Source organism: Actinocorallia aurantiaca, assembly GCF_039533685.1.
Taxonomy (GTDB): Bacteria; Actinomycetota; Actinomycetes; order Streptosporangiales; family Streptosporangiaceae; genus Actinocorallia; species Actinocorallia aurantiaca.
The window spans coordinates 31,397-45,953 of the sequence record NZ_BAAATZ010000005.1 but is presented as its reverse complement, the minus strand read 5'-3'; the positions used below and the strand labels follow the sequence as shown (position 1 = coordinate 45,953).

The following is a 14,557-nucleotide window of genomic DNA, read 5'->3' as shown; positions in this document are numbered from 1 at the left end:
AAAAAGTGAACCGTTGTCCGTATCGGTTCACGGCAAATTATGGCGTGAGCAGGAAGGCCGAGTACCCGGTGGGGGCCACCTGGAGCTCGAGCCGGTCGCCCGGCGTCAGGTCGAAGATCACCTGGATTTCGGGAAACTTTGTGGTGAAGTACTGGCCGGTTCCCAGCCGTGCCCGGTGCAGGCCGCCCTCCGCCACCGCGAGCTCGACCTCCCCGGATCCTCCGGTCAGTCCCTCGGCCACCGCCTGCCAGGTGTTCCCGTCGTAACGGTCGAGGCGGACGGGCAGTTCGGCGGCGGCCCGGCCGCGCACGGAGTCGACGACTCTCAGGGTGAGGTTCATGACCACATCCTGCCGGGTTCGGAGGATCCTCCAAACTCCGGCACTAGCCTGGGGGAGTGAAACTCCGGGATCTTCTGAACATCGGCGAGCTGGGCCTGCGCCTGCTGTCCGGCGAGCACGCGCTGGACCGCCCCGTCCGCTGGGTCTACCTCACCGAGCTGGTGGAGACCGGACGCTACCTGTCGGGCAACGAGCTGGTGCTCACCGGGCTGATCGGGCCCCAGCTGCGGGAGTCCCCCGAGGCGCTGGTGGAGGAGCTGGTCGACGCGGGGGCCACGGCGCTGGGCGTGGGTCTCTCGATCCAGGACGAGGTGCCGCCGCGGGTCAGGGAGGCGTGCTCGCGCAGCGGGCTGCCGCTGGTGGAGGTGCCGCGGGAGCTGTCGTTCGGCACCATCAGCGAGGTGGTCACCCGGCGGCTGACCGCGGAGCGGGCGGCGGGGCTGGCCACCGTGCTGGGCCGGCACCGCAGGCTGATCTCGTCGGTGGCCGAGGGGTCCGGGCTGCGGCGGGTCTTCGAGCTCACCCGCGCCGAGCTGGGCCGGGCCTGCTGGGTGGTGTCGCCGACCGGGCGGGTGATCGTGGGCCCGGGTCCCGACCTGCCCGAGGCCGGGCGGCTGGCCGCCGAGTACCTGACCGCCGCGCGGCTGCCCCATGTGACGGACGCGGTGGACGGGGAGCCCGGCGGCTCCTACACGCTGCTGCCGGTCAACACCCGGGCCGCGCACCGGGTGGCGGGCTGGTTCCTGGCCTGCGAGGGCGCGCTGGTGGACGTGCCGGAGGAGGGCCGGGAGTCGGCCTATGAGCTGGCGGCGCTCACCGCGCTGGAACGGGCGAGGCTGGAGGAGGGGCACCGGGTCGAGCGGCGGCTGCTGAACGCGCTGCTGGACCAGACGGTGACCGAGCCCACGGAGGTCGCGGCCCGGATGCGGGCCTGCGGCCTGGACCCCGAGCGGAGGTTCGTCGCGGTGGCCTGCGAGTTCGGGGGAGCCGACGACGGGGTGGCGGTGCTGCGGGAGCTGATGCCGGAGGCCGCGGCGGTGACGGCGCTGGAGGGCGAGGCGGTGACCGTGGTGCCGGACGGGGACCCGGGCCTCGTCGAGCGGCTGCGCGCGTCGGTCGCGCTGCTGGAGACGGCGCTGGTGCGCGAGCGGCTGACCGTCGGGGTCAGCGCCCCGGCGACCGGCCCGTCGCTGCTGCGCGGCGCGGTCGAGGAGGCCAGGCACACCCGGAGGCTGGCCGCGGCCCGCCGGGCGGGCCGGGCCCACGTGGTGACCAGCGACGAGATCCACTCCCACGCGCTGCTGCTGGCGACGGTCCCCGACGGGGTGCGCCGCTCGTTCCGGGACCGGCTGCTGGGCCCGCTCCAGGTCTACGACGCCGAGCACCACTCCGATCTCGTGCGGACGCTGTCGGCCTTCCTGGACCACTCCGGCTCCTGGAACCGGTGTGCCGGGGAGCTCCATCTCCATGTCAACACCCTGCGTTACCGGATGCGGCGGATCGAGGAGCTCACCGGCCGTGACCTGTCGACTTTGGAGGATAGAGTCGACTTTTTCCTGGCACTCCGCGCGATGTGATGCTTCTCTCCGCCACAATCAACAACAATGCACACGTGGCCCGGCGCTCGCCGGGGGTGCGGCGTGGACGGCGGGCGCGGATGCGAGGAGTCCCAGGGCTCCAAGCATCACCATAAAAGTAATGACTTTGTGCAAGCGGGGCATGACTCCAAGTTAAGAGGAGCGGGTGTCAGTGAGTCAAGAGACTCTGGGAGACCGGATCAGGAATCTCCGTATCAAGCAGGGCATAAGCCAGGCCCAGCTGGCCTTCCCCGAGCTCTCCGACAGCTATATCTCCCTGATCGAGAGCGACAAGCGGGTACCCGCCCCCAGCGTGATCGACCTGCTCGCGCGCAAGCTCAACTGCTCTCCCACCTACCTGGTCAGCGGCGTCAGCGAGGACATCGTCGACGAGCTCCGGGTCACCCTGGAGTACGCCGAGATCGCCCTGCAGAACGGCGCCGCCGCCGAGGCGCGCGACCGCTTCGCCGAGGTCCTCTCCCACTCCGACGCGCTGGCCCTGCCCGAGATGCTGCGCCAGGCCCGCTGGGGCCACGCCCTGTCGCTGGAGGCCGGCGGCGAGCTGGAGGAGGCCATCGCGGCGCTGAAGGAGATCGCCGAGGGCTCGTCCCTGGAGTACGACCGCGACCACTGGACCCGCGCCCACGTGGCGCTCAGCCGCTGCCTGCGCGAGCGCGGGGACACCAGCGCCGGCGTCCAGGTGGCCGAGGAGGCGCTGCGCCGCCTGTCGGTGGCCGGAGGCGAGTACACCGACGCCGCCGTCCACCTGGGCGCGACCCTGCTGGGCTGCTGCATCGAGCGCGGCGACCTCGTGCGGGCCGGGCAGCTCGCCGACGACCTGGTGGTGCGGGCCGAGCGGATCGGCACCGTGCAGGCCAGGATCGCCGCCTACTGGGAGGCCGCCTACGTGGCCGAGATGCGCGGGGAGTACGAGCGCGGCGTCGCCCTCGCCGAGCGCGCGCTGAGCCTGCTGGGCGAGGACGAGGACCCGCGCAACCTGTCCAGGCTGAAGCTGGCCTACGCCTCGCTGCTGCTGCGCGCCCGCCCGTCCGAGGCGGCCCGGGGCAAGGAGATCCTGCTCAAGGCCCGCAAGGAGATCGAGGGCAACGCCGCCGGCGAGGTGGACACCGCCTGGTGCCTGGCCGAACTGGCCCGCGCCGAGACCCTGCTGGGCGCTCCCGCCGAGGCCGTCGAACTGGCGCAGCAGGCGCTCGACCTGCTGGGCGACGCGCCGCGGCGCACCTCCGCCTGGGCGCTGACGGTGCTGGGCGAGGCCTACGTGCGGCTGGGCCGCCGGAACGAGGCCCTGGACGTGCTGACCCGCGCCGCCACCCACCTGGAGGAGATGGAGTCGACCCGGGACGCCGCCCAGGCCTGGTTCGACCTGGCCGAGCTCATGGGCGAGACCGGCGAGGAGACCCACCGGCGCGACGCCTACCGGCGGGCGCTCGTCTGCGTCGGGCTTTAGAAGGCAGGTCTTCAGGAGGAGGACTCCTCCTGAAGAAGGAGAAGGCCCCGGCCGTCACGGCCGGGGCCTTCGTCGTCCGGGGGCGGACGGCGAAGGATCAGGCGGCCAGGACGACGGAGTTCCTGCCGCCGCCCCGGCGGCCGAAGCGGCCGAAGACGACCAGCCGCAGCACCAGGAAGCGGCAGGTTCCGGCGACGCCGGAGGCGACGATGTAGACGCCCTGGTCGAGGAAGGCGCTCGGATGGGCGACGGAGTGGTGCAGCGCCAGCATCGCCCCGGTGGTGACCAGGTAGGCGGCGAGCGCGGTGAGCGCGGACTCGCCGTGCATGCGCCAGCCCCGCCTCTCGCTCTTGAAGGACACGCGGCCGTGCAGCTCGTTGACCAGGAGGGTTCCCAGGGCCGTCACCACCGCGTTCGCGAGGACCAGGCTCATGGCGGTGTCCAGGAGGACGAGCGCCCAGCTGGAAAGCAAGGTGACGCCGCCGCCGCAGATGGCGTAGCGGATGAGGGAGGAGAGCGGCCCGGGCGTACGGGCGGCACGCGGCTCGGCCGGGTGGTCGCCGGATGTCCGGAGACCCTCGGGGTCGGTGGCCTGAAGCCCTGTCTCTTCTTTCCTGCCGCTCATGTCCGCACGCTATCGTCAGTCACTGACACTTTTAACTCCCCGCTTACCTTAGCCAGGGAGCGCCTTGATTTATAGAACCGTGTTCTGTCTCCTACGTCACTCCTGCGCAGGGGTGATATCCGGACACGACCTGGGGGGGAGGCCGGAACACGGGTCGGCTGAGAGGATGAGGGCGTGCTCAGGTCCGCGTTCCGCCCGCTCTACTCGACGGTGACGTGGCGTCGCTGGGCGTTCATGATCCTCGGCGGGATGATCTCCACCCCCTACCTGGCCATCGCGATGTTCGCGGGCGGCGGCGGGGCCGAGGCCAGCGGGTCGGACTCGCCCTGGCTGGCGCTGCTGCTGTTCCTGCTCAGCCTGGCGGGCGGGCTGGTCGTGACCGGCCTGCTGCCGGTGGCGCGCCGCATCGAGTGCTCGATCTCCCTGGAGATGCTGGGCGCGCCGGAGCAGCCGGGCCGGGACACCCGGTGGCCGGCCAGACTGCGCGCCGCCCTGTGGTTCACCGCGCACGTGCTCGCCGGCGCGGCGGTCGGGTTCTTCAGCGTGATGATCCCCCTCCTGGCCAGCTGGATCCTGAGCCTGCCCTTCACCGGATCCGACGAGATGCACTGGCTGCCGAGCGGCTGGATGATCGTGTGGACGCTTCCGCTGGGGCTCCTCCTGCTGCTGGGCTTCGGGTACGGGGTGGCCCTGCTCGGCGGGCTGGCCGCCAGGGGCGCGGCCTGGGCGCTGGGGCCCTCGCCCGAGGAGCGGATCGCCGCGGCCGAGCGGCGGGCCGACGCCCAGGCCGAACGCACCCGGCTCGCCCGGGAACTGCACGACTCCGTCGGGCACGCGCTCAGCATCGTCACCGTGCAGTCCGCCGCGGCGGCCCGCGTGCTGGAGCGGGATCCGGTGTTCGCCACGCAGGCTCTGCAGGCGATCGAGGAGTGCGCGCGGACCGCGCTGGAGGACCTCGACCACGTCCTCGGCCTGCTCCGCGACGAGGAGGCGGGCAGCCGGCACACCCCCCAGCGGACCCTGCGCGACCTGGAGGAACTGCTCGGCAAGACCGGCCTGGAGATCGACCTGCGCCGGGAAGGAGACCTGGACCGGCTGCCGGCCGCGGTCTCCAGGGAGGCCTACCGGATCGTCCAGGAGGGGCTGACCAACGTGGCCAAGCACGCCGGGCGCGTGCCGGTGGACCTGCTGCTGTCCGTCGGCCCCGCCGAACTCGACCTGGAGCTGAGCAACCCGACGGGCACGCGCACCCACGGCGGCGCGGGAACCGGCGGCCGGGGACTGGCCGGACTGGGCGAACGCGTCCACGTCCTGCGGGGCAGGCTGAGCGCCGGCTCCGACCAGGGCCGCTGGTGCCTGCGCGCCTCCATCCCGATTCCGAAGGGGAACACATGACCACGGTGCTGATCGTCGACGACGAGAGGCTGATCCGCGCGGGACTGCGGGCCATCGTGGCCGCCGAACCGGACCTGGAGGTGGTCGGCGAGGCCGCCGACGGGGCGGAGGCGCTGCGGGAGACGCTGCGGCTCGCTCCCGAGGTGGTGCTCATGGACGTGCGGATGCCGGGCGTCGACGGCATCCAGGCCACCCGCGACCTCCTGGCGAAGGTCCCGGACCCTCCCCGGATCCTGGTGGTCACCACCTTCGAGAACGACGACTACGTCTACGATGCCCTGCGCGCCGGGGCGAACGGCTTCCTGCTCAAGCGCTCCCGCCCCGAGGAGATCCTGCAGGCCATCCGGATGGTCGTCCAGGGGGACACCCTGCTCTTCCCCGCGGCGATCAGGGCGCTGGCCGCCGAGCACGGCCAGCCCGCCCCCGCCCGCGCCGACTGGCACGGCCGCCTGACCGACCGCGAGGCCGAGGTGCTGCGGCTGATGGCCGCCGGCCTGTCCAACGCCGAGATCGCCGACTCCCTGGTGGTCAGCCCCCAGACCGTCAAGACGCACGTGGGCAACCTGCTGGCCAAGCTCGGCGCCAGGGACCGCACCCAGGCGGTGATCTTCGCCTACGAGAGCGGCTTCATCCAGCCGCGCTAGTCGGTGCCGGCCCTGGCCGAGGAGCCGGCCTGTCCGGAGTCGCCGAGCTGGGAGAGCATCGTGTTGTAGCGGGCGAGCTCGGCGTCCTCGTCGCGGGCGGCCTGGCGGTCGCCGCGGCGGGAGATCCGCTGGTCGGAGACCGCCCACTGGACGACGATCGCGATCAGCACGATGAAGGTCGGGATCTCGCCGAAGCCCCAGGCGATGGCTCCGCCCGTCTGCAGGTCGTGCACGGCCGAGACGCCCCACGGCGGCTGGACCGACTCGTACCAGGAGGGGGCCAGCGGCTGGCCCATGTTCATCAGCGCGATGCCGAAGAACGCGTGGAACGGCATGGTGACGAACAGCATCAGCAGCCGGCCCACATGGGGGATCTTGTGCGGCGAGGGGTCCACGCCGATGATCACCCAGTAGAACAGGTAGCCGCTGAGCAGGAAGTGCATCAGCATGCCGATGTGCCCGAGGTGGTTGCGCATCATCCACTCGAACGCCGGGCTGAAGTACAGGGCGTAGGTGCTGCCGATGAAGAGCACCCCCGCCACCACGGGGTGGGCGACGACCTTGGTGAACCGGCTGCCGAGGAAGGCGGTCAGCCACTCGCGCGGCCCCCGGTCGCCGCGCACCTCGGCGGGCCTGAGCGCGCGCAGCGCCAGCGTCACCGGGGCGCCCAGCACCAGGAAGATCGGCGTCAGCATCGCGAGCGTCATGTGCTGGGCCATGTGCACGCTGAACAGGATCGGGGCGTAGGTCGAGACGCCGCTCAGGGTGACGATGACGATCGAGACGAGCGCGACGCACCAGGCGGTCGTGCGGCCCGCCGGCCAGGAGTCGCCGCGGCGGCGCAGCCGCAGCACCCCGGCCAGGTAGAGGCCGCCCAGCACCAGGACCAGCACCACCCAGAACAGGTCGAACCGCCACAGCGAGGCGAGTCTGGCCACGGTGACCGGCGCCGGCATCTCGTAACCGATCAGCGCCTCGACCGTGCTCACCGCACCGGTCTCGGAGGGCGGGGGAGCGGTCTGGGCCAGCGCGACCGCCACTCCCATCGTCGCGCCCATGATCGCGGCCTCGACGACGGCGAGCCGGGTGAACGCCAGGGGCCTGCCCTCGCGGATCGCCGGGACCGTGCGCTCGCGGTGCCGCCAGCCGATCCAGCCCAGGGCGGCCAGCAGCACGATCTTGGCCAGGATGATCCGGCCGTAGTCGGTGGTGAACAGCTGCAGCGGGTCGGGCAGCCGGGAGATGGTGTTGACCAGCCCGGACAGGCCCGTCACGGCCAGGCACCAGACGGCCAGCCGGCTGAACCGGCCGACGGCGGTGTCCAGCAGCCGGCCCCCGCTCAGCGCGTGCCAGACCAGGACGGCCAGCCCGCCGACCCAGGGCACCACGGCCAGCAGGTGCAGGGCGAGCCCGACCATCGCGACCGAGTGGTTGGGGGAGGAGGCCGAATGGCCCGTCACCGCGGGCGGCAGCAGCGCCACCAGAGCCAGCGCCAGCAGGCCCAGGGAGGCCGCGGGGGTGGAGATCGTGCGGGACAGCAGAGCCACCATCACGGTCATGAGGATGACCAGCAGCAGCGCGGTCCCCTGCGGGATCTGCCCGGCGTAGCTGGACAGCTCGTGGCCGCGCAGCAGCCCGGTGACCGGCAGTCCGAGGATCTCGGCGACGGTCAGCACCAGGGTGGCGCCCGCGGCGGAGGCCCACACGGCGGCGCACCAGGACGCCGCCCGCAGGTAGTTCTGGGCCGCGGAGGTCAGGCCGTCCTTGATCAGCGGGATCAGCACGATCGCCATGACCAGGCAGCCGACGGTCAGCGCCGCGGCGATGTCCATCACCGTGCGGGCCACGGGAAGCCCCCAGCGGACCAGCACGCCCGCGTCGCTGATCCCCGGGATGACCCGCTCGGCGACGGCCCCGCCGACGTAGAGCGCGGCGACCAGGCCCGCCGCGGTCGCGAGGACCGCGAGCGCGGCGGCCTTGGCGACCTCGCGGATCACCGCCGCCGCCGCATGGCGAACAGCAGGCCGATGCCGACTCCGGCGGCCAGGCCCGCGCCGACCATGAGCCAGCGGGTGGTGCCGCCCTCGGACTCGGCGGCGGCGTCGTCGGAGTCGGTGGGCGCGGCGATCCCGGTCTCGGCGGGCACCGGGCCGTCCTCGGCGAGGGCCGCGCCGGTCACGGTGAAGGACAGCACCCCGGTGACCGGGTGGCCGTCGGCGGAGATCACCCGGTAGCCGATCGAGTACTTCCCGGCGGGCAGGGTGCCCTTGATCTTCTGGACGACCTTCTCGCCGTCCAGCCGGGCGGAGCCCTTCTGCACCTCGACCTCGGACTTCTCCGGGCGGACGACGACCCGGGCCGAGCGCAGGGCCTCGTTGAAGGTCAGCGTCACCTGGGACGGCGCGGCGACCTCGGCTCCGTCGGCGGGGGTGCTGCCGGTGAGCGAGGTGTGGGCGGAGGCGGGAGCCGCGGAGAAGAACAGCAGCAGGAGCGGCAGGACCGCCAGGAGTGCGGCCGGCGCGGTGAGTGAGGCGATCCGTCGAGCAGGCAAGGTCATGATCTTCTCGGTTCGGGGCTGGAGACCCTTCCACCTTATTGACCCCCCGGGGCGGACGGTGCCCGCCCGCCCCGAAGCGGCGGTCAGCAGTCGCAGCCGCAGTCGCAGCACCCGCCGTCGCCGCAGCAGTTGCAGCATTCGCCGCAGTTCGAGCAGCCGTCGCCGCAGCCGTCGCACCGGGTGCAGGCGCACCGGTCGGAGCACGAGGACTCGTGGTACTCGCTCCACTCCGGCCGCCACAGGCCGCAGGTGCAGCCGACCAGGGCGCCGGCCAGGCACAGCTCGGGCCCGCACCCCGGACGCCGCCTGGGCGGCTTGTAGCCCGGCGGGACCTGCCCGGGCGGGGGGTAGTACCCCGGGGGGTACTGGCCCACGACCGGCAGGACGGGGAGCCCGCCCCGATCGGAGGCGGAGGGCTCGTCGAACACCGCGTACGGGTGGCCCTGGAACGTCCGGTCCACCGCTTTGCGGACTTCCCGCTCCAGAAGGGCCGTCACGAGGGTGCGGTTCTCGAACTCGGCGTCGGCGAGGGCGAGGCGCAGCCCGTGCAGGGACGCGTCGCACAGCCGCCGGGCCTCGCGCAGGGGGGTGTCGGTGGCGGTCAGGGGGTTGAAGGCCCCGGCGGCGTGGTCCTCGGGCAGGTCCTCGACGGCGTCCAGCAGGTGGGCGAGCCTGCCGAAGAAGCGGCCCGCCTCGGCGAGGGGCTCGGCGTTGCCCGGCCTGCCCGCCAGCACCGCGGTGTGCGCGAAGGCCGCCGCCACGGCGGTCTCGGTCGGCTCCAGGAGCTCCAGCAGGGTGAGGCCCGGCGTCCGCTCCAGCACGGCCTGGCGGGCCACGGCGTCCCGCAGCACGGCCGCGTCGAAGCCCAGGACCTCCCCGGTCCTGCCGCCCGCGGCGTCCCAGCGGTCGGCCACCCGGGAGGCGGCCGCGGCGACCGGCCTGCGGGCGTAGGGGCCGTCGCCGTCGGCTATGTGGTCGCGGGTCTTGCCCGCGGCCAGCAGCAGGGAGACCGCGGCGGCCAGCCGCGCGCCCTCGGCCTGCGCGCTCACCACGTCGGCGCCCTTGAAGCCGCGCAGCGCGCACGCGCCGGCCTTGCGGCGCGGCGCCGACGCGGCGAGCTGGGCCTCGGTCAGCACCGAGACGAGGAGGCCGTCGTAGTTGGTCACCAGCCGGGCGCGGTGGCCGTGCTCGTCCCGCAGCGTGAGGCACAGGCCGCAGAGGTGGGCCATCCAGTCCTTGAACAAGGTCGTGCACATGCCGTGCCGACAGGGTCGTACCACCCCGAACATTGTGTTCCCTTCGCAAAGCGGACAGCGCATTATTCACCGACGCCGCCGTTCGCGCAGTTGTTCAGGTGACACGCAAGAAAAATCAGCCTCCCGGCAGTTCGCCGAGCTTGACCTGGAAGGTCTGCTCCTTGCCCTCCCGGCGGACCTTCACCGGCACGGTCTGCCCCACCTGCAGGTTCGCCAGGATCTCGGCGAGCGCGGTGGTGGTCGGGGTCGCCTGCCCGTTGACCTCGACGATGACGTCTCCCTTGCGGATGCCCGCCGCGGCCGCCGCGCCGCCTTCGGCCGCCGAGACGACCGCGACCCCGTCGGCCTTGCCCGTGGTGATGCTGAAGGTCTGGGCGATCGTGACGTTCAGCGCGGCCCGCCCGGAGCTGGTGACCTTGCCGGAGGAGATCAGCTGGGGGGCGATGGTGCGGACGGTGTCGCCGGGGATGGCGAACCCGATGCCCGCCGCCAGGTCGCCCGAGCCGGTGCCCGCCGCCAGCGTGGGGATGCCGACGACCGTGCCGTCCAGGGTGACCAGGGCTCCGCCGCTGTTGCCGGGGTTGATGGCCGCGCTGGTCTGCACCGCGTCGGAGATGGTGGCGCCGGGGAAGGCGCCCTCCCGCTGGGAGGTCACCGTCCGGCCGGTCGCCGAGACGATGCCGTTGGTGACGCTGCCCGACAGCCCCAGCGGGCTGCCCATGGCCAGGACGATCTGCCCGACCTTCAGCCGGGTGGAGTCGCCGAAGCTCGCCGGGGGCAGGTTCGCCCCGTCGACCTTCACCACGGCCAGGTCCCCGGCGTCGAAGGTGCCGACGAGCCGGGCGTTCAGCGGGCTGCCGCCGCTGGAGGGCACCACCTGGAGGGAGCGGGCCCCGGCCACCACGTGCGCGTTGGTCACGATGTGGCCGTCGCCGTCGTAGACGACGCCCGACCCCTCGCCCTGGTCGGTGTTGATCTGCACGACGGACGGCAGCACGGCCGCGACGATCCGCGTGTAGGCGTCCTCCAGCACGGCCGCGGCCGAGGCGTCCACGGGAGAGGGCGCCCGCGTCGCCGTCGTCCCGTTCCCGTCGCCGCCTCCGGCGCATCCGGTCAGAAGTGCGGCGGCCAGCGCCGCCGCGCAGAACTCTCGTTTCCCCACGAACGCTCTGTTCCCAGCCCGCGGCCTCCTAGACGGCCCGCCGGAGGTGGCCTCGGGGAGAGCATTCTCTCTCTACCGGAGATTTGCCGGGCCGTGGCACTGACCTTCTCCCTCGGCACGGCGTACGCTCGAAATTGCCTTATCGGCATGAATAAGGAAGAGACGGTGAGGAAATGGACATTCTGCCGGGCTGTGGCCAGTGCAGTTGCTCCGACGAGACGCAGAAGGTGGACGTCGCCCTCCACTCGGTGACCGCCAAGGACTGAGCCCGCGGGCGACCGGGCCGCGAGGAACAGGGCCGCGGGGAGCGGGCCCGCCCCGGCGGGTCCGCTCAGGCCAGGCCGTCCAGCCAGTCGGTGAGCTCGTCGCCCACCGCGGTGCGGATGACGAGGATCACGGCGCTCAGGGTGAGCAGGGGCGCGATCACCCACTTCTCCGCCCTGCCGTTCGTCCGCGGGATCAGCGGCAGGCCCAGCCGCCAGGGAGCGGGCCACAGCACCGGGCAGCCCTGCGGGGTGCAGCAGTCGCCGACGACGTGGATGACGCAGCCCAGGGCGACGGCGTAACCCGCCCACCGCATGTCGACGTCGTGCAGCCAGTAGACGAGCCCCGCCGCGACCAGCGCGTTGAGCAACCCGGTGAAGGCGTCGCTGGTGCCGATCCTGATGCCCAGGCCGCGCAGGCCGAGCCCGATGAGCAGGAAGAGCAGCACCCACCAGGCCGGCTCGTAGTGGGTGGCCAGCCAGTCGGCCCCGTAGCCGGCGCCCAGCGCGAAGAGGATCGAGTGGGTGGCGTTCCGGTGCCCTCCGGAGATCTTGCCGACCACCGTGCAGAGCACCTTGGTGAAGACCCCGAAGGTGTTGGCGATGGTGCCGTCGTGGTGGTCGATGTCGGGGAGCATCGCGGCCCCGGCGCACACCACGGTCCCCGCGGCGATCTGTGCGGGGGACAACTGCACCGCGTATCCCTGCAGCAGGGCGGTGTCCTGGATCAGCGGCACGGCGGCCAGCCAGGCCACCGCCCCGGACAGGGCGTGAGTGGGGCCCATCATGCGGCATGCACCTCGAAGTTCGGCGGGGGCGGGTTTTCCTCCGCACTTACCCCGAAGTAATGACCTTGGTGCTGTTCGTACGGAATTGTTACGGCAGAGTAAGGATCTCCGCGCCGGTGTCCGTCACCAGGAGGGTGTGCTCGAACTGGGCGGTGCGCCTGCGGTCCTTGGTCACCACCGTCCAGCCGTCGCCCCACATGTCGTAGTCGTGGGTCCCCAGGGTGAGCATCGGCTCGATGGTGAAGGTCATCCCCGGCTCGATGACCGTCGTGGCCTGCGGGTCGTCATAGTGGGGGATGATCAGCCCGGAGTGGAACGTGGTGCCGATGCCGTGGCCGGTGAAGTCGCGCACGACCCCGTAGCCGAAGCGGCGGGCATAGGCTTCGATCACCCGGCCGATCACGTTGACGGCGCGGCCGGGGCGGACCGCCTTGATGCCGCGCGTCATCGCCTCGCGGGTGCGCTCCACCAGCAGGCGAGACTCCTCGTCGACGTCGCCGACCAGGAACGTGGCGTCGGTGTCGCCGTGGACCCCGCCGATGAAGGCGGTGATGTCGACGTTGACGATGTCGCCGTCGCGCAGGACGGTGTCGTCGGGGATGCCGTGGCAGATCACCTCGTTGACCGAGGTGCACAGCGACTTGGGGAAGCCCCGGTATCCCAGGGTGGAGGGGTAGGCGCCGTGGTCGAGGAGGAACTCGTGGCCGATGCGGTCGAGTTCGTCGGTGGTGATCCCCGGGCGGACGGCGCGGCCGACTTCGGCCAGGGCCCGCCCCGCGATCCGGCCGGCCACCCGCATGGCCTCGATGATCTCGGGCGTCTTGACGTCGGGCTCACCGGTCTTGGGGGACTTCTTCCCGACGTACTCGGGCCGCTCGATGTTCGCCGGGACCTTGCGAGGAGGCGAGACCTTGCCGGGCGTGAGATACGTCGTCGTCATGGGAAGAGAGTTTAGATGCCAGGCTCGGGGCAGGATTCGTACAGGAGGGGTGATCATGTCTGATGAGGGACACTGGTTTTTCTGCCTTAAGCACATGCGGGTGGAGAAGGGACCGGGCTGCGCGGACAGGCTCCGGATGGGCCCGTACGACTCCGAGGAGGCGGCGCGGCTGGCCCTGACCACCGCTGAGGAGCGCAACGAGGAGTGGGACGCTCAGGAGAGCTGAGGCCCGCTGACGGCGTCCAGCAGCCGCGCCAGCCGCTCGCGCAGCCCGCGCCTGGGGCTCTCCTCGGCCGCCGCGGCGCTCACCAGGTGCTGGGCCTGGTCGAAGGTGACCGGGCCGCCGGAGGCGACGGTCAGCGCGTCATGGGCCAGCCCGGCCAGCTCCCGGTCCCCGCCGTCCAGGGTGAGGATCACCGCGCCGGTGCGCCGGGCGTCGTCCACCCGCTCCAGCAGCGGGTCGGGCGCGCGCTCGGGCGCGACCACGAACAGCGCCTCGCCGCGCCGGGCGTCGGCCAGGCGCTCCAGCCCGACCGACAGGTGGGAGGGCGCGCCCGGCGGCGGGTCCCAGCGCACCAGGGTGGGCTTGAGCTCGGGGACGAAACGGCTCTCGTCGTCCAGGTGGGCGGCCAGATGCCAGGGCTCGTCCTCGGGGGTGCCCAGCAGCAGCAGGTCCTCGCGCGCCGAGGAGCGCAGGGTCCGGGCGAACCTCCGGGTGTCGGCCATGAGTTCGGTGGAGGAGAGCAGCTCCCTCAGCAGGTTCACTTGACCGGCGTCCATCCCCCCATCCTGACGCAGGGAACCCGGTCCCGCCCCCGGATCGCCACAGGCAGGGCCGATGGAATCCCGCCGGGGCGCACCTGGCAGGATCTCGCACATGAGCGATCTCCCTGACGTGAGCGGCCTGACCATCGGCATCCTGGGCGGAACCGGGGACCAGGGCAAGGGCCTGGCCCGCCGGTTCGCCCTCGCCGGGCACCAGGTGATCATCGGTTCGCGGGCCGCCGACCGCGCCCAGGAGGCTGCGGCGGAACTCGGCGAAGGCGTGCGCGGCCTCGACAACGCGGCCTGCGCCGCCGGGTCCGACATCGTGATCATCGCGGTGCCCTGGGGCGGGCACCAGGCGACCCTGGAGTCGTTGAAGTCCGAGCTGGCCGGGAAGGTCGTGGTGGACTGCGTGAACCCGATGGGCTTCGACAAGCAGGGCGCCTACGCGCTGCCGGTCGAGGAGGGGAGCGCCGCCCAGCAGGCGGCGGCCATCCTCACCGAGAGCCGCGTCGTGGCCGCCTTCCACCACGTGTCGGCCGTGCTGCTCCTCGACCCGCAGGTCGAGGAGATCGACCTGGACGTGCTGGTGCTGGGCGAGGACCGGGAGGCCACCGACCTCGTCCAGGCCCTGGCGTCCCGGATCCCCGGCGTCCGCGGGATCTACGGCGGCCGGCTGCGCAACGCCCACCAGGTCGAGGCCTTCACCGCCAACCTGATCTCCATCAACCGCCGCTACAAGGCCCACGCGGGCATTCGCCTCACCGACGTGTGACC

The 14,557-nt window shown here is 72.4% G+C and carries 15 protein-coding genes; 6 read left to right on the top strand and 9 right to left on the bottom strand.

Annotated elements, in window-relative coordinates; genetic code table 11:
- Positions 1-37 precede the first annotated feature (37 nt).
- On the bottom strand, positions 38-340 hold the full coding sequence (locus ABD327_RS06340; protein WP_344449239.1) for a hydroxyisourate hydrolase: 303 nt from the start codon (positions 338-340) through the stop codon (positions 38-40).
- Between the two features lie 56 nt (positions 341-396).
- Between ABD327_RS06340 and ABD327_RS06335 the strand changes: the two genes are divergently transcribed.
- Together ABD327_RS06335 and ABD327_RS06330 are read left to right on the top strand one after the other, a co-directional pair.
- Positions 397-1,917 (top strand): PucR family transcriptional regulator, encoded by a 1,521-nt coding sequence (locus ABD327_RS06335; RefSeq protein WP_344449238.1) that lies wholly within the window; start codon positions 397-399, stop codon positions 1,915-1,917.
- Between the two features lie 172 nt (positions 1,918-2,089).
- Positions 2,090-3,385 (top strand): helix-turn-helix domain-containing protein, encoded by a 1,296-nt coding sequence (locus ABD327_RS06330; protein ID WP_344449237.1) that lies wholly within the window; start codon positions 2,090-2,092, stop codon positions 3,383-3,385.
- Between the two features lie 97 nt (positions 3,386-3,482).
- Here ABD327_RS06330 and ABD327_RS06325 read toward each other — a convergent pair whose 3' ends face one another.
- The gene (locus ABD327_RS06325; protein WP_344449236.1) at positions 3,483-4,010 is read right to left on the bottom strand and encodes a GtrA family protein; all 528 of its coding nucleotides are present in this window, start codon (positions 4,008-4,010) and stop codon (positions 3,483-3,485) included.
- A gap of 174 nt (positions 4,011-4,184) precedes the next feature.
- On the opposite strand from ABD327_RS06325, the gene ABD327_RS06320 reads away from it, so the two are divergent.
- Together ABD327_RS06320 and ABD327_RS06315 are read left to right on the top strand one after the other, a co-directional pair.
- Positions 4,185-5,405: a sensor histidine kinase gene (locus tag ABD327_RS06320; protein WP_344449235.1), complete on the top strand. Its 1,221-nt coding sequence runs from the start codon at positions 4,185-4,187 to the stop codon at positions 5,403-5,405.
- Positions 5,402-6,049, top strand: a complete 648-nt coding sequence (locus ABD327_RS06315; RefSeq protein WP_344449234.1) for a response regulator — start codon at positions 5,402-5,404, stop codon at positions 6,047-6,049. Before ABD327_RS06320 ends, ABD327_RS06315 begins: the two co-directional genes overlap by 4 nt.
- Here the strand turns inward: ABD327_RS06315 and ABD327_RS06310 are convergent.
- From ABD327_RS06310 to map, 6 genes are all read right to left on the bottom strand, one after another.
- Positions 6,046-8,046 (bottom strand): bifunctional copper resistance protein CopD/cytochrome c oxidase assembly protein, encoded by a 2,001-nt coding sequence (locus tag ABD327_RS06310; protein WP_344449233.1) that lies wholly within the window; start codon positions 8,044-8,046, stop codon positions 6,046-6,048. The genes ABD327_RS06315 and ABD327_RS06310 overlap by 4 nt on opposite strands.
- Positions 8,043-8,600, bottom strand: a complete 558-nt coding sequence (locus ABD327_RS06305; protein ID WP_344449232.1) for a copper resistance CopC family protein — start codon at positions 8,598-8,600, stop codon at positions 8,043-8,045. The genes ABD327_RS06310 and ABD327_RS06305 overlap by 4 nt, the downstream gene beginning before the upstream one ends.
- An 89-nt stretch (positions 8,601-8,689) precedes the next feature.
- Positions 8,690-9,895: a DUF5685 family protein gene (locus ABD327_RS06300; RefSeq protein WP_344449231.1), complete on the bottom strand. Its 1,206-nt coding sequence runs from the start codon at positions 9,893-9,895 to the stop codon at positions 8,690-8,692.
- An 82-nt stretch (positions 9,896-9,977) separates the two neighbouring features.
- Positions 9,978-11,024, bottom strand: coding sequence for a S1C family serine protease (locus ABD327_RS06295; protein ID WP_344449230.1), 1,047 nt, complete (start codon positions 11,022-11,024; stop codon positions 9,978-9,980).
- 331 nt (positions 11,025-11,355) lie between these two features.
- Entirely contained in the window at positions 11,356-12,075 is a 720-nt protein-coding gene (locus ABD327_RS06290) for a metal-dependent hydrolase (protein ID WP_344449229.1), read from the bottom strand.
- An 88-nt stretch (positions 12,076-12,163) separates the two neighbouring features.
- Positions 12,164-13,015, bottom strand: coding sequence for a type I methionyl aminopeptidase (gene map, locus ABD327_RS06285; protein ID WP_344449228.1), 852 nt, complete (start codon positions 13,013-13,015; stop codon positions 12,164-12,166).
- A gap of 55 nt (positions 13,016-13,070) precedes the next feature.
- Between map and ABD327_RS06280 the strand changes: the two genes are divergently transcribed.
- Positions 13,071-13,241 carry a hypothetical protein gene (locus tag ABD327_RS06280; protein WP_344449227.1) on the top strand — a complete coding sequence of 57 codons (171 nt, stop codon included), beginning with the start codon at positions 13,071-13,073 and terminating at the stop codon, positions 13,239-13,241.
- Here the strand turns inward: ABD327_RS06280 and ABD327_RS06275 are convergent.
- On the bottom strand, positions 13,229-13,795 hold the full coding sequence (locus tag ABD327_RS06275; protein ID WP_344449226.1) for a hypothetical protein: 567 nt from the start codon (positions 13,793-13,795) through the stop codon (positions 13,229-13,231). The two genes, ABD327_RS06280 and ABD327_RS06275, sit on opposite strands and share 13 nt — an antisense overlap.
- 97 nt (positions 13,796-13,892) lie before the next feature.
- On the opposite strand from ABD327_RS06275, the gene npdG reads away from it, so the two are divergent.
- Positions 13,893-14,555: an NADPH-dependent F420 reductase gene (npdG, locus tag ABD327_RS06270; RefSeq protein WP_344449225.1), complete on the top strand. Its 663-nt coding sequence runs from the start codon at positions 13,893-13,895 to the stop codon at positions 14,553-14,555.
- Positions 14,556-14,557 lie beyond the last annotated feature (2 nt).

Bases quoted from the DNA above. Each gene is read 5' to 3' on its own strand.
- ABD327_RS06340 (WP_344449239.1), bottom strand. From the start codon at position 340: ATGAACCTCACCCTGAGAGTCGTCGACTCCGTGCGCGGCCGGGCCGCC.
- ABD327_RS06325 (WP_344449236.1), bottom strand. From the start codon at position 4,010: ATGAGCGGCAGGAAAGAAGAGACAGGGCTTCAGGCCACCGACCCCGAG.
- ABD327_RS06315 (WP_344449234.1), top strand. From the start codon at position 5,402: ATGACCACGGTGCTGATCGTCGACGACGAGAGGCTGATCCGCGCGGGA.
- ABD327_RS06300 (WP_344449231.1), bottom strand. From the start codon at position 9,895: ATGTTCGGGGTGGTACGACCCTGTCGGCACGGCATGTGCACGACCTTG.
- ABD327_RS06290 (WP_344449229.1), bottom strand. From the start codon at position 12,075: ATGATGGGCCCCACTCACGCCCTGTCCGGGGCGGTGGCCTGGCTGGCC.
- map (WP_344449228.1), bottom strand. From the start codon at position 13,015: ATGACGACGACGTATCTCACGCCCGGCAAGGTCTCGCCTCCTCGCAAG.
- ABD327_RS06280 (WP_344449227.1), top strand. From the start codon at position 13,071: ATGTCTGATGAGGGACACTGGTTTTTCTGCCTTAAGCACATGCGGGTG.
- ABD327_RS06275 (WP_344449226.1), bottom strand. From the start codon at position 13,795: ATGGACGCCGGTCAAGTGAACCTGCTGAGGGAGCTGCTCTCCTCCACC.
- npdG (WP_344449225.1), top strand. From the start codon at position 13,893: ATGAGCGATCTCCCTGACGTGAGCGGCCTGACCATCGGCATCCTGGGC.